This is a genomic window from Xanthomonas sp. LMG 12460 (assembly GCF_009192895.1).
In the GTDB taxonomy this organism is placed as follows: domain Bacteria; phylum Pseudomonadota; class Gammaproteobacteria; order Xanthomonadales; family Xanthomonadaceae; genus Xanthomonas_A; species Xanthomonas_A sontii.
In genome coordinates this window covers 84,717-98,783 of sequence record NZ_NKUH01000024.1, presented here as the reverse complement: position 1 = coordinate 98,783, position 14,067 = coordinate 84,717, and the positions used below count along the sequence as shown (strand labels likewise).

At 70.4% G+C, this 14,067-nt stretch carries 9 protein-coding genes and 1 pseudogene; 9 read left to right on the top strand and 1 reads right to left on the bottom strand.

The features are described from left to right. The first annotated feature begins 123 nt into the window (after positions 1–123). The 7 genes and pseudogenes from ligA (at position 124) to CEK66_RS06175 (ending at position 11,866) form a co-directional block, all read left to right on the top strand. Positions 124–2,646: an NAD-dependent DNA ligase LigA gene (gene ligA / locus CEK66_RS06205; RefSeq protein WP_152236295.1), complete on the top strand. Its 2,523-nt coding sequence runs from the start codon at positions 124–126 to the stop codon at positions 2,644–2,646. Beyond that, on the top strand, positions 2,643–3,128 hold the full coding sequence (locus CEK66_RS06200) for a GNAT family N-acetyltransferase (RefSeq protein WP_152236294.1): 486 nt from the start codon (positions 2,643–2,645) through the stop codon (positions 3,126–3,128). Before ligA ends, CEK66_RS06200 begins: the two co-directional genes overlap by 4 nt. After that, positions 3,128–4,078, top strand: a complete 951-nt coding sequence (epmA, locus tag CEK66_RS06195; RefSeq protein ID WP_152236293.1) for an EF-P lysine aminoacylase EpmA — start codon at positions 3,128–3,130, stop codon at positions 4,076–4,078. The genes CEK66_RS06200 and epmA overlap by 1 nt, the downstream gene beginning before the upstream one ends. A gap of 199 nt (positions 4,079–4,277) precedes the next feature. Continuing rightward, complete coding sequence (locus CEK66_RS06190; RefSeq protein ID WP_017913558.1) at positions 4,278–4,922, top strand: DUF3011 domain-containing protein; 645 nt, start codon at positions 4,278–4,280, stop codon at positions 4,920–4,922. Positions 4,923–4,989: 67 nt separating this feature from the next. Next, positions 4,990–6,054, top strand: a complete 1,065-nt coding sequence (mtnA, locus tag CEK66_RS06185; protein ID WP_152236292.1) for an S-methyl-5-thioribose-1-phosphate isomerase — start codon at positions 4,990–4,992, stop codon at positions 6,052–6,054. Between the two features lie 210 nt (positions 6,055–6,264). Further along, entirely contained in the window at positions 6,265–9,081 is a 2,817-nt protein-coding gene (gene gyrA, locus CEK66_RS06180) for a DNA gyrase subunit A (protein WP_152236291.1), read from the top strand. A gap of 374 nt (positions 9,082–9,455) precedes the next feature. After that, a pseudogene (locus tag CEK66_RS06175) lies at positions 9,456–11,866 on the top strand (membrane-bound PQQ-dependent dehydrogenase, glucose/quinate/shikimate family). Between the two features lie 202 nt (positions 11,867–12,068). Here CEK66_RS06175 and CEK66_RS06170 read toward each other — a convergent pair. Continuing rightward, positions 12,069–12,923 carry a hypothetical protein gene (locus tag CEK66_RS06170; RefSeq protein WP_152236290.1) on the bottom strand — a complete coding sequence of 285 codons (855 nt, stop codon included), beginning with the start codon at positions 12,921–12,923 and terminating at the stop codon, positions 12,069–12,071. A gap of 162 nt (positions 12,924–13,085) precedes the next feature. On the opposite strand from CEK66_RS06170, the gene CEK66_RS06165 reads away from it, so the two are divergent. Together CEK66_RS06165 and CEK66_RS06160 are read left to right on the top strand one after the other, a co-directional pair. Next, on the top strand, positions 13,086–13,490 hold the full coding sequence (locus CEK66_RS06165) for a hypothetical protein (RefSeq protein ID WP_043092140.1): 405 nt from the start codon (positions 13,086–13,088) through the stop codon (positions 13,488–13,490). A gap of 77 nt (positions 13,491–13,567) precedes the next feature. Further along, positions 13,568–14,056 carry a GNAT family N-acetyltransferase gene (locus CEK66_RS06160; RefSeq protein WP_226978510.1) on the top strand — a complete coding sequence of 163 codons (489 nt, stop codon included), beginning with the start codon at positions 13,568–13,570 and terminating at the stop codon, positions 14,054–14,056. Positions 14,057–14,067: the final 11 nt, after the last annotated feature.

Genomic DNA, 14,067 nt, shown 5'->3' with positions numbered 1-14,067 from the left:
CGGCCATCAAGCGAATCCCCAATCCCAAATCGCCAGTCCCAGCCATCGAGCCAATCCCGACTCCCCAATCCCAGCCTTCAAGCTACTATCGCCCCCTCTCCGTTACCCCCATTTCCGCTGCGCATGACCGCAACTCCCGATCCCCAGCAGCGTGCCGCCGAGTTGCGCCAGCGCATCGACGACGCCAATCACCGCTACTACGTGCTCGACGACAACGCGATTCCCGATGCCGAGTACGACGCGCTGATGCGCGAGCTGGAGGCGCTGGAAGGCGCGCACCCGGAACTGGCCAGCGCGGACTCGCCGACGCGCAAGGTCGGTGCGCGGCCGGACGGCGGCTTCCCGGAAGTGCGCCACGCGATCCCGATGCTGTCGCTGGCCAATGCCTTCGAAACGCCGGGCGTGGCCGAGGACGCCGACGATCGCACGCGCTTCGCCGAGGTCGCCGATTTCGAGCGCCGCATCGAGCGCGAACTGGACCTGGCCGCGCCGGTGTTCTCGGTGGAGCCGAAGCTGGACGGCCTGGCGATCAGCCTGCGCTACGAGGACGGCGTGTTCGTGCAGGGCGCCACCCGCGGCGACGGCAGCACCGGCGAGGACGTCACCGCCAATCTGCGCCAGGTGCGTTCGGTGCCGCTGAAGCTGCGCGACCTCGGCGTGCCGCCGCCGGCGGTGCTGGAGGTGCGCGGCGAGATCTACATGCCGCGCGCCGCCTTCGCCGCGTGGAACGCGCAGGCGCTGGAGCGCAACGAAAAGCTGCTGGCCAACCCGCGCAACGGCGCCGCCGGCTCGCTGCGCCAGCTCGATCCGGCGGTCACCCGGCGCCGGCCGCTGGCGTTCTTCGCCTATTCGGTGGGCGAGGTCCGCGGCCTGGAACTGCCCGAAACCCATTCGCAGACGCTGCAGCTGCTGCGCGACTACGGCTTCCCGGTGGCGCCGGAGGCGGACACCGCCACCGGCTTCGACGGTCTGATCGCCTATTTCCGCCGCATCGGCGCCGCTCGCGACAGCTTGCCTTACGACATCGACGGCGTGGTCTACAAGCTCGACGATTACGACCAGCAGGAGGCGATGGGCTTCGTCTCGCGCGCGCCGCGCTGGGCGCTGGCGCACAAGTTCCCGGCGCAGGAACAATCCACCGTACTGCGCGCGATCGAGGTGCAGATCGGCCGCACCGGCGCGGTCACCCCGGTGGCGCGGCTGGAGCCGGTGCAGGTCGCTGGCGTCACGGTTACCAACGCGACGTTGCACAACGCCGACCAGATCGCGCGGCTGGACGTGCGCGAAGGCGACACCGTGATCGTGCGCCGCGCCGGCGACGTGATCCCGGAAGTGGTGCGGGTGATTGAGGAACGGCGTCCGCCGGGCACCGCGCCGTGGACGATGCCGGCGACCTGCCCGGTGTGTGGCTCCGAGCTGGTCAAGGAAGAAGACGCGGTGGCCTGGCGTTGCAGCGGCGGCCTGGCCTGCGCCGCGCAGCGCAAGGAGGCCGTGCGTCACTTCGCCTCGCGCCGCGCCATGGACATCGAAGGTCTGGGCGAGCGCCAGGCCGATGCCCTGGTCGAGTTCGGCTTCGTGCAGTCGCTGGCCGACCTGTACGCCTTGAGCGTGGAGGACCTGGTACGGATGAAGGCCGCGCTGGACGCGGCCACCGCCGTCGACCTGCTGCAGGCGGTGGAGGACAGCAAGGGCGCGCTGGCGCTGGACGCGGGCGGCCGCGCCGCGTTGGAGGACGAGGCCGCCCAGTGGCGGCGCGCCGACTTCCTGCGCGCATACCTGGCAGTGGACCTGGGTGGCAAGCTCGCGACCAAGTGGGCCGAGAACCTGGTCGCCGGCATCGACGCCAGCCGCGCCACCACGCTGCCGCGTTTCCTGTTCGCGCTGGGCATTCCGCACCTGGGCGAGACCACGGCCAAGGCGCTGGCCTACTGGCTGGGCTCGCTGGCGTTCGTGCGCAGCACCCCGGCGGTGCTGCTGCAGGCCTTGCCGGACATCGGCGGCGAGGTGGCGCGCTCGATCGCCACGTTCTTCGAGCAACCCGGCAATGCCGCGGTGGTCGATGCGCTGATCGCCGCCGGCATTCGCTTTTCCGACGAGGGCGCACCGCCGGCGGAATTGCGCGAGCGCCTGGATCTGGCGCATCTGCTGGGCACGCTGCCGGTGGACAAGCTCGGCGGGAAGAGCGCGCAGCGCCTGGCCGCCACCTACGGCACGTTGCACGCCTTGCTGCGCGCCAACGAAAGCGGCTGGACCGGGGCGGGGCTGTCCACGGCCGGCGCCGCCAACCTGGCTGAGTACCTGGCCGATCCGGCACAGAAGCAGGCGCTGTTGGATGCCGAGGCAGCGATGCAACGCCTGCTCGATGCCGCGCCGGCGCAGACGCAGCGTCGCGCCGGCCCGCTGGATGGGCAGACCGTGGTGCTGACCGGCACCCTGATCGCGCTGACCCGCGACGAAGCCAAGGCGCAACTGGAGGCGCTGGGCGCCAAGGTCGCCGGCAGCGTCTCGAAGAAGACCGCGTTCGTGGTCGCCGGCGAGGCTGCCGGTTCCAAGCTCGACAAGGCGCAGGAGCTGGGCGTGGCGGTGTGGGACGAGGCGCAGTTGCTGGCGTTCCTGCAGGCGCAGGGGCAGGGGCAGGGCGCATGAGCGCGCTCGGCATGAAGCAGGAAGAGTTGCGCTGGCGCACTGCCGGCGCGGCCGATCAGCCGGCCCTGCTGGCGATGCTGCAGGCGTTCTACGCCGAAGACGGCATCGCCTTCGACGCCGAGCGGGTGACGCGCGGCCTGCAGGCGCTGCTGGCGCAGCCGGCGCTGGGCGAGGCGCTGCTGTGGCTGGCGCCGGACGGCGCGGTGGTGGGCTATGCGCTGATCACCGCTTGTTTCAGCGTCGAACTGGGCGGGCGCTATCTGCTGCTCGACGAGCTGTATTTGGGCCCGGCCGCACGCGGCCGCGGCTGGGGGCGGCGGGCGGTGGCGCTGGTCGAGGCGCGCGCCCGCGCGCTGGGGGGGGGCGTGCTGCGGATGGAGGTCAATCACCACAACGCCGCCGCCAAGCGCCTGTACCTGGGCCTGGGCTACCGCGACGACGCGCGTGACCAACTGAGCCGCCGGCTCGACACGGCGCCGTGATGGACCTGCTGTCCACCCTGCAATTGCGCGCCCGGCTCAATGCCGCCATCCGCGGCTTCTTCGCCGCGCGCGGCTTGCTGGAAGTGGAGACGCCGATGCTGTCGGCGGCCGGCAACACCGAGCCGAACATCGACAGCTTCCAGACCCGCTTCAGCGGCCACGTCGACGCAGGTCCGGCGCTGCGCTGGCTGCGGACCTCGCCCGAGTACCCGCTGAAGCGGCTGCTCGCCGCCGGCATCGGCGACTGCTACGAACTGGGGCGGGTGTTCCGCAACGGCGAGGCCGGCGGCCGCCACAATCCCGAGTTCACCATGCTCGAGTGGTACCGGGTCGGCTGGGATCACCGGCAGTTGATCGAGGAGACCGTGGAGCTGGTGCGCACCGCGCTGGCCTTGGTCGGACGCAGCGCCACGCTGCAGGTGCTCAGCTACCGCGAGCTGTTCGTGCAGGGGCTGCAGCTGGATCCATTCACTGCGCCGTTGGAGGCGCTGCAGCAGCCGCTACGCGAGATCCACATCGATGCCGACGGCCTGGGCCGCGACGACTGGCTGGACCTGCTGATGACCCACTGCCTGCAGCCGGCGTTCCCGGCCGACCGCCTCACCGTGGTCCACGACTGGCCGGCCAGCCAGTGCGCGCTGGCGCGCGTGCGCGACGGCGACCCGCCGGTGGCCGAGCGCTTCGAGCTGTACCTGGGCAGCTACGAACTGGCCAACGGCTACCACGAGCTCAACGATGCCGCCGAGCAGCGCCGGCGCTTCCTGCGCGACCATGCGCTGCGTCAGGCGCGCGGCGCGGTGCTGCCGCCGCTGGACGAGCGGCTGCTGCAGGCGCTGCCGGCCTTGCCCGACTGCGCCGGCGTCGCGGTCGGCGTGGACCGGCTGCTGATGGCGATGCGCGGCACCGCGCAGATCGGCGAGGTGCTCGCCTACGATTTCGCGCATGCCTGAACCGGCCGTCACGTGTTTTCGCGGCGCGTTGTTGCGTTGTCCACACCGATGATGGTTTGATCGGGCACGGCAAGCGCACGCTGCGCGCCAGCAGGTCTTCGTTGTTCAGGTTCTAGGCATAGGGGCAGAGCCAAGCATGAAGTGGGCGTACGGGCTCGGTGGCTGGTGTTGGCTGGGGTTGGCGGCAAGCGTGTGGCCGATGCCGTCGCCGGCGCAGGACACCGATGCGTACGATGCCGCGGTGGTGCGCTGCGAGTCGCGCGACATGACCTGGGTGCACTGTCCGATGTCCACCGACCAGGGCGTGCAACTGGTGCGGCAACTCTCCGACAACGACTGCATCCGCGGCAGCGAGTGGGGCTCCGACGCCACCGGCGTGTGGGTGACCCTGGGTTGTCGCGCCGAATTCCGTCCCAATCCGGTGGAGGCGCCGCGCAGCGCGATGCGCCGCGTGTTGCGCTGCGAGTCCGACGGGCGCCTGGAGAGCTGCCCGGTGATGCTGCGCGGCGCCCCGGTGCGATTGATGCGGCAGTTGTCGTCGGTGCCGTGCCGCGAGGAGCGCAGCTGGGGCGTGCGCCGCAACGAGATCTGGGTCGCGCGCGGCTGCCGCGGCGAGTTCGAGATCGGCGCCGCCGACGGCTCCGGCTTCCCCGCCGGCCCGCGGCCGGTGCTGTGCGAATCCAAGGGCAAGGCGCGGCGCCGCTGCGGCGTCAGCGTGCAGGATCGTGTCGAACTGCGCCGGCAATTGTCCGGCGCGCCCTGCGTGCAGGACGACAGCTGGGGCTGGGACCGCGACGGCATCTGGGTGGACAAGGGCTGCCGCGCCGAGTTCAGCGTCAATTGAGCGCTGGCGGCGTTGCGACACCGCGCGGCGTCCTCAATCCGCAATCGCCGGCGTTTACAATGGCGCGATGAACGCCGCACTCGATATCGATTACGCCCGCTACGACCATATCCGCCCGATCCTGTGGACCGGCGACGCGCTGGAGCTGCTGGACCAGCGCAAGCTGCCGTTCGCGGTCGAACACGTGCGCTGCACCGACAGCGACCAGGTCGCCGCGGCGATCCACGCCCTGGCCGTGCGCGGCGCGCCGGCGATCGGCATCGCTGCAGGCTGGGGCACGGTGCTGGCCGCGCGCGAGGTGCAGGCCGAGAACGGCGCCGAGGCGTTGCTGAAGCTGGAGCCGGCCCTGCAGCGGCTCAATGCCGCGCGCCCGACCGCGGTGAACCTGGCCTGGGCGCTGGCGCGCATGCGCACCGCACTGGGCGCGGCCGGCAGCGACTGGCAGGCCGTGCTGGAGCGCGAGGCGCAGGCGATCGCCGAAGAGGATCTGGCCGCCAACCGGCACATGGGCGCGCTTGGTGCCGGCCTGATCGTGCCGGGTAGCGGCGTGCTGACCCATTGCAACACCGGCTCGCTGGCCACCGCCGGCTTCGGTACCGCGCTGGGCGTGATCCGCGCCGGCGTCGCCCAGCAGCGCATCGCCAAGGTGTTCGCCGGCGAGACCCGGCCGTGGCTGCAGGGCGCGCGGCTGACCGTGTGGGAACTGCAGCAGGACGGCATCGACGCCACCCTGATCGCCGATTCGGCGGCCTCGCACCTGATGAAGACCGGCGCGGTGCAGTGGGTGATCGTCGGCGCCGACCGCATCTGCGCCAATGGCGACACCGCCAACAAGATCGGCACCTACCAGCTGGCGATCGCCGCGCGCCACCATGGCGTCAGGTTCATGGTGGTGGCGCCGTCGTCCACCGTGGACATGGACACCGCCGATGGCGCGCAGATCGAGATCGAGCAACGCGATCCGGGCGAGCTGTTCGGCGTCGGCGGCACCCGCACCGTGGCCGACGGCATCGCCGCCTGGAACCCGGTGTTCGACGTGACCCCGGCGGACCTGATCGATGCCATCGTCACCGAGCGCGGGGTGATCGAGCAGCCGGACCCGGCGCGCATGCGCGCCGCCTTCGGCGGCTGAGTTCCAGGGAGCGCCGCCGCGCCCGGCAGAGGTGGCCGGTGGCGCGCAAGTGCTTGTTCGCGCCGGCAAAAACCGGGCAATCGGGCGCCTGTCATGATAGAATCCGGCGGTTCGATCGACCGCCGTGCGCCCTAGGCGTGCGGCCGCGGCGGGCCCGCCTGTCGCGGGCCGGCGTGGTGGTCGATCCGCCACCAGACTTACGGAACCCGAATGGCAGAATCCGCCAAGGAAATCATCCAGGTCAACCTGGAAGACGAGATGCGCAAGAGCTACCTCGATTACGCCATGAGCGTGATCGTGGGGCGTGCCCTCCCGGATGCGCGCGACGGCCTCAAGCCGGTGCATCGCCGCGTGTTGTTCGCGATGAACGAGTTGGGCGCGCACAGCAACAAGCCCTACTACAAGTCGGCGCGTATCGTCGGCGACGTCATCGGTAAGTACCACCCGCACGGCGACCAGTCGGTGTACGACACCCTGGTGCGCATGGCGCAGCCGTTCTCGCTGCGCTACCTGATGGTGGACGGACAGGGCAACTTCGGTTCGGTCGACGGCGATTCCGCGGCGGCGATGCGTTACACCGAGGCGCGCATGTCGCGGCTCGCGCACGAGATGATGGCCGACATCGACAAGGAAACCGTCGATTTCCAGCCCAACTACGACGAGAAGGAACAGGAACCGTCGGTGATGCCGACGCGCTTCCCGAGCCTGCTGGTCAACGGCTCGGCCGGCATCGCGGTGGGCATGGCCACCAACATCCCGCCGCACAACCTGACCGAGTCGATCAACGCCTGCCTGGCGCTGATCGACAATCCGCAGATCGACGTCGACGGGTTGATGGAGCACATCCCCGGCCCGGATTTCCCGACTGCCGGCATCATCAACGGCACCACCGGCATCGTCGCTGGCTATCGCACCGGCCGCGGCCGCGTGCGCATGCGCGCCAAGGCCGAGATCGAGATCCAGGACAACGGCCGCGAAGCGATCGTGGTCACCGAGATCCCGTACCAGGTCAACAAGGCGCGGCTGATCGAGAAGATCGCCGAGCTGGTCAAGGAAAAGAAGCTCGAAGGCATCAGCGAGCTGCGCGACGAGTCCGACAAGGACGGCATGCGCATCTACATCGAGGTCAAGCGCGGCGAAGCCGCCGACGTGGTGCTGAACAACCTGTACCAGCAGACCCAGATGGAGTCGGTGTTCGGCATCAACATGGTGGCGCTGGTCGATGGCCGCCCGCAGCTGATGAACCTCAAGCAGATGCTGGAGGCCTTCGTCCGCCATCGCCGCGAAGTGGTCACCCGCCGCACCATCTTTGAACTGCGCAAGGCGCGCGCCCGCGCGCATATCCTCGAAGGTCTGACCGTCGCGCTCGCCAACATCGACGAGATGATCGAGCTGATCAAGACCTCGGCGAACCCGAACGAAGCGCGCGAGCGCATGCTGGCCAAGACCTGGCAACCGGGCCTGGTCGGCGCGCTGCTCAACGCGGCCGGCGCCGAGGCCTCGCGCCCGGAAGATCTGCCCAGCGGCGTTGGCCTGGTCGGCGGCGGCTACCAGCTGACTGAGGTGCAGGCCACGCAGATCCTGGAAATGCGCCTGCACCGCCTGACCGGCCTGGAGCAGGAGCGTCTGACCGAGGAATACAAGCAGCTGCTGGACGCCATCGCCGGGCTGATCCGCATCCTGGAAAACCCGGACGTGCTGCTGCAGGTGATCCGCGAAGAGCTGGTCAACATCCGCGAGGAATACGGCGATGCGCGCCGCACCGAGATCCGCCACAGCGAAGAGGATCTGGACATCCTCGACCTGATCGCGCCGGAAGACGTGGTGGTGACCCTGTCGCATGCCGGCTACGCCAAGCGCCAGCCGGTCAGCGCCTACCGCGCGCAGCGCCGCGGCGGTCGCGGCCGCAGTGCGGCGGCGACCAAGGAAGAGGATTTCATCGATCAGCTGTGGCTGGTCAACACCCACGACACGCTGCTGACCTTCACCAGCAGCGGCAAGGTGTTCTGGCTGCCCGTGCACCAGTTGCCGGAGGCCGGGCCGAACGCGCGCGGCCGCCCGATCGTCAACTGGATTCCGCTGGAGAACGGCGAGCGCGTGCAGGCGGTGCTGCCGGTGCGCGAGTACGCCGAGGGCCGCTACGTGTTCTTCGCCACCCGCAACGGCATGGTCAAGAAGACCCCGCTGAGCGAGTTCGCCTTCCAGCGCAAGATCGGCAAGATCGCGATCAACCTGGACGAGGGCGACGCCCTGGTGGGCGTGGCGCTCACCGACGGCGAGCGCGACGTGCTGCTGTTCGCCTCCAACGGCAAGACCGTGCGCTTCTCCGAACGGCCCAAGGACGACGAGGCCGATGATGCGGCCGTCGACGAGGTCGGTGCCGACGACGGCGCCGTGGCCGACGACGAGGCCGCGGGCGAGGAGGGCGACGACGCCCGTGGCGCGCGGCGCAAGAGCCGCGGCGGGGTCAAGCCGACCGGTCGCAGCAGCCGCGGTGTGCGCGGCATTCGCCTCGCCAAGAGCGAGTACGTGGTCAGCCTGATCGTGGCCGAACCGGCGGTGGGCCAGGACGAGGACGCCGACGACGTCGACGCCGCAGCGGACACCGAGGTCGATGCCGAGGCGCGCAACGGCGACGAGGCCGATGCTTACATCCTCACCGCGACCGAGAACGGTTACGGCAAGCGCACCCCGCTGGGCGAGTATCCGCGCAAGGGCCGCGGCACCCAGGGCGTCATCGGCATCCAGACCAGCGAGCGCAACGGCAAGTTGGTCGGTGCGGTGCTGCTGAGCACCCGCGACGAAGTGCTGCTGATCTCCGACGGCGGCACCCTGGTGCGGACCCGCGCCTCGGAAATCTCCCGCGTCGGCCGCAACACCCAGGGCGTGACCCTGATCCGCCTGTCCAAGGGCGAGAAGCTGCAGGCGGTGGAACGCCTGGACGGCTCGCTGGTCGAGGAGGACGTGCTGCCGGGCGAGGACGGCGTCGCCGAAGGCGCTGGCGAGGCTGCACCGCCGCAGGCGTGATCCGCTCCTGAGCGAACGACGACGCCGGCCTCGTGCCGGCGTCGTCGTTTTCGGAATGACCATTGACGATGCGGGCGACCTGCTGCGAGCGTATACACGCGGCGCCAAGGCAGCCATTTGTACGACCGCTGCGCCATACCGACTGCACATATCGTCGGGTCGTCGTCGCTCTTGACGACACAGGCCGCGTGATGCCCAGGTCGATGCTGGATCACGAGGACGGCAAGGTTGCGTGTCAGCGTGTGTCAGCAGGAAACGCACGGCATTCACCGGCTGCCTGGGATAAGGACGCGCGGCGCGCGTGCGCCGCTGCCACGGCGGATGTTCCGCGTGGCCGTGTCCTGCGAGGAGTGGCAATGAACGAATTCGAATGAATGCAGCGTCGTGGCGGCTGGCCGCTGCAGTTGCTCGGCGGGGCCTGCGCGCTGATCGGAGTGGTGCTGGCGATCGGTGGCGCCTGGCTGCTGGCGATAGGCGGCTCCTGGTACTACCTGGTCGCCGGCCTCGGCCTGACGATCTCCGGCGTGCAACTGTGGCGCGCGCGGCGCAATGGTGCGCTGTGGTTTGCGGCGACCTTCCTGCTGTCGCTGTTGTGGGCGGCATGGGAGTCGGGCGCCGACTACTGGCGCTGGGTGCCGCGCATGGGCCTGATGGTGTTCCTGGCGCTGCTGCTGGCGTTGCTGCTGCCGCGGCTGGACCGGCCGTTCTCGCGCAGGTTGTCGCGCACGCTCGCCGCGGTGCTGGCGCTGGTGTTCGTCGGCGCGTTTGCGCTGGCGTTCTTGCCCTATGGCGTCACCGAGGCCGATGGCACGCTGGCGCATGCGGCCGGCATGGCCGCGGCGCTGGCGACCCCGCGCACCGGCGCGCAGCCGGCCGACGCGCCCGCCGATGCCGACTGGGCCGCCTACGGTCGCGACAACGCCGGCAGCCGCTACACGCCGCTGCGGCAGATCGCCCCGGGCAACGTGGCGCAGCTGCGCACCGCCTGGACCTTCCGCACCGGCGACCTGCCGGACAAGCGCTGGGGCGCGGAAACCACGCCGCTGAAGATCGGCGACAGCCTGTACCTGTGCAGCGCACGCAATCAGCTGATCGCGCTGGATGCGCGCAGTGGCCGCGAACGCTGGCGCTACGATCCCAAGGTGGCGGACAAGGCGATCCCGTATACCGCCGCCTGCCGCGGCGTCAGCTATTACGCGGTGCCCGACGCTCAGGCTACGGCGTCGACGGCCTGCCGCCAGCGCATCATCGAAGGCACCCTGGACGGACGCCTGATCGCGGTCGATGCGGCCGACGGCAAGCCCTGCGAGGACTTCGGCCAGCACGGCCAGGTCGACATCACCGTCGGCATGGGCTCCACGCCGCCGGGCTACGTCTCGATCAATTCGCCGCCGACCATCGTGCGCGGGGTGGTCGTCACCGGCCACCAGGTGCTGGACGGACAGAAGCGCTACGAACCGTCGGGCGTGATCCAGGGCTTCGATGCGGTGACCGGCGCGCTGCGCTGGGCCTGGGACATGACCCATCCGGACTGGACCGGCGCGCCGCCGCCGGGGCAGACCTGGACCCGTGGTACGCCCAACATGTGGACCAGCGCGGCCGGCGACGAGCAACTCGGCTACGTGTACCTGCCGATGGGCAATTCCTCGGCCGACTACTGGAGCAGTTCGCGCACCCCGCAGGAAGACCGCTATGCGACCTCGCTGGTCGCGCGGGACGTCACCACCGGCAAGCCGGTGTGGAATTTCCAGACACCCACATCGACGTGTGGGACTACGACCTGGGGTCGCAACCGACGTTGCTGGATTTCCCGCACGACGGCACCACCGTGCCGGCGGTGCTGCTGCCGAGCAAGCAGGGCGAGCTGTACGTGCTCGACCGGCGCACCGGCAAGCCGCTGGTCGGGGTCGAGGAACGCGCGGTGCCGGGTGGCGGTGTTGAGCCGCAGCGCCGCGCCAAGACCCAGCCGTTCTCGCTGTACCACTCGCTGCGCAAGCGCGACCTGACCGAGCGCGACATGTGGGGCATGACCCCGATCGACCAACTGGTGTGCCGCATCCAGTTCCGCAGTGCCAGCTACAAGGGCATCTACACGCCGCCGGAAGCCGACCGCCATTCGATCGAGTACCCCGGCTACAACGGCGGCTCGGACTGGGGCAGCGTGGCGGTGGATCCGCAGCGTGGGGTGATCGTCGCCAACTACAACGACATGCCCAACTACAACCGGCTGGTGCCGCGGGCCAAGGCCGACAAGCTGGGCTGGGCGCCGCGCGACCAGGTGCGCGGCGACAGCGGCGGCGCAGAGGGCGCCGGCGATCCGCAGGCCGGCACGCCGTACGCGATCAACGTCAACGCCGGCTGGCGCCTGCCGTTCACCGGGCTGCTGTGCAAGCAGCCGCCGTACGGCGGCATCCGTGCGATCGACCTGGCCAGTGGCAAGACTCTGTGGGACCGTCCGTTCGGCAGCGCGCGCGGCAATGGCCCGTTCGGCATCCACTCCGGCTTGCCGATCGAGATCGGCACGCCCAACAACGGCGGCGCCGTGGTCAGCGCCAGCGGGCTGATCTTCATCGCTGCGGCGACCGACGACCTGATCCGCGCGATCGACCTGGCCAGCGGCAAGACCCTGTGGCAGGCCAAGCTGCCGGCCGGTGGCCAGGCCACGCCGATGGTGTACGCGGTCGACGGGCGCGAGTACCTGATCATCGTCGCCGCCGGCCATCACTTCATGGAGACCAAGCGCGGCGACTACGTGATCGCCTATGCGCTACCGCCGGCAGGCTGATGCGGGCCGTCGCTGCGAGGTCGCGATGCGGCTTCGCGGCGGCGGGACGGGGTGGATGCGGGAAGAGGGTGATTGGCCTCCCGCCGCCGATCACGCTGGTCGCCTCACGGTGTGTCCAATCACGGGTATGCGATGCGTTGTAGCAGCGGCTGAAGCCGCCCCTACGAGAAAACATCGCGATACGCTCAACTTGCGCCGGCGTCTACTCCAACTGATCGCGAGCAAACGCTGCGTCCAGCGCTTCCATCGCATCGCGCGGCTTGAGCTTGGCGGCCTTCTCGAACGCCGCGGCGGCGTCTTCCTCGCGCTTGTCGCCGTACAGCAACAGCAGCACGTTGGCGTGTTCGACGTGGGCGATCGGCGCGTCCGGCACCAGCTTCAGCGCCTGCTGGATATGCTGTTCGGCGGTGGCCGCCTTCGCCCCGTAGGTCAGGCCGCCGATCATCGCGCCGACCTTGCCGATGATCTCGGCGTGGTACAGGGCCAGCGCCATGTGCGCCTCGGCATGCTTGGGCTCCAGCTCCAGGGCCGCTTCCAGCGAGGCGCGCACCTTGCTGGCGATGCCCTGCTTGAGCGCCTTGACGATGCTCAGGCCCTGGCTGTAGCGGCCCAGCGCGAAGGCGTGGCGGTAGTGGCTGTTGGCCTCGTCCGGCAGCGCGGCGATCGCCGCCTCGGCCAGCGTCGCGGCCTGCTGCAGCCGCTGCAACTGCTCTTTTTCGTCCTCGACCAGATAGCCGGCGTGGATGCCGATCGCCTTGACCGCGACGGAGGCGCCGAACACGCCCAGCGCCTTGCCGGCCTCGTAGGCCTGCTGGAACTGCCCATGGTGGAACGCCCGCCAGGCCTCGATCAGCGCGGCCGACAGGGTCTGCGCGTCGTGGCCCTTGCCGGCCTTGCCGGCTGCGTCGAGCAGGGCCTGCGCGCGTGCCGGGTCCGGATAGGGTTCGCGGTCGCCAGCGTGCAGCTTGGGCCACGCTTTCTTCAGCGCCTCGCCGGCGTAGGCGTAGGCCTTGGCGTCGTACGGAAACGGCGCCCACGCGCCCGATTTTGCTGCCATGTGGATCTCCCTGTGCGGCGCCGGGCCACGGCGTCCGCGCCGAGCATGGCGCCGCTGCCGGCACGTGGCAAGGGTGGGGCGCCGATAGTGTGTTTGCTCAAGCCGCCGGCGCCAGCATGGTGCGCATCGGGGCCACTGCCGGCCCCCTCTGGAGATCCTGCGATGGCGACCAAGAAGCGTTCCCCCTCCGCGCTGCGGCCGGACCGGCTGAACCCGCGGCACCTGTGGCTGGCCGGGCTGGGCGTGGTCGCGCTGACCCGCAAGCGCGCGCTGGCCGCCGCCGCCGATGCCGCGCAGGGCGCTGCCACGCTCAAGGCGCTGGCCACGCAACTGGCCGACGAGGCCGAGAGCAGCGTGCGCGAGGGCGCGGCGGCGCTGCGTGGTCAGGTGCAGCCGTTGAGCGCCGAGGTCGAGGCGCGCCTGCAGCCGGTGCTGGTCAAGCTGGGGTTGCAGGCGCGTCCGCAGTCGCGCAAGCGCGCCGCGACGGGCAAGCGCGGCGCCAAGCCGGCGGCGGCCAAGCGCAGCCCGGCCAAGCGCGTGACTGGTCGTCGTCGCGCTGGCGCCTGACCCGGCGCCTCCGCACGCATGGCGGCCGGCCACGCTCGGGCATACTCGCCGGCCACGACCTGACGAGAGACGGCACCATGCAGATCCGGCCCGCCACGCTTGACGATGCCGAGGCGATGGTCGCGGTGCAGAACGCGATCTTCGCCGCCGGCCTGCGCAAGGCGCCGACCGATCTGGCGACGGTGCGCGCGACCTACCTGCAGCATCCCGATCGTCTCCAGTGCGTGCTGGCCGAGGACGCCGACGGGCGTGTCCTCGGCTTCCAGTCGCTGCGCATCGCGCGTCCCGGCAATGCCTACGACGTGGCCGATGGCTGGGGCATCATCGGCACCCACGTCGACCCGCGCGCGGCGCGCCGTGGGGTCGGCAGCGCGCTGTTCCGGGCCACCTGTGCGGCCGCGCGCAGCGCCGGGCTGGCGCAGATTGACGCCAGCATCGCCGCCGACAATGCGCTCGGGCAGGCGTACTACGAGGCCATCGGCTTTCGCACCTACCGCACCCCGCCGGGCCTGGTCTGCAAGGTCTACCGGCTCGACGGGCCAGCCGCGCAGGCCGCCGCCGACTGAGCGGCACCGCC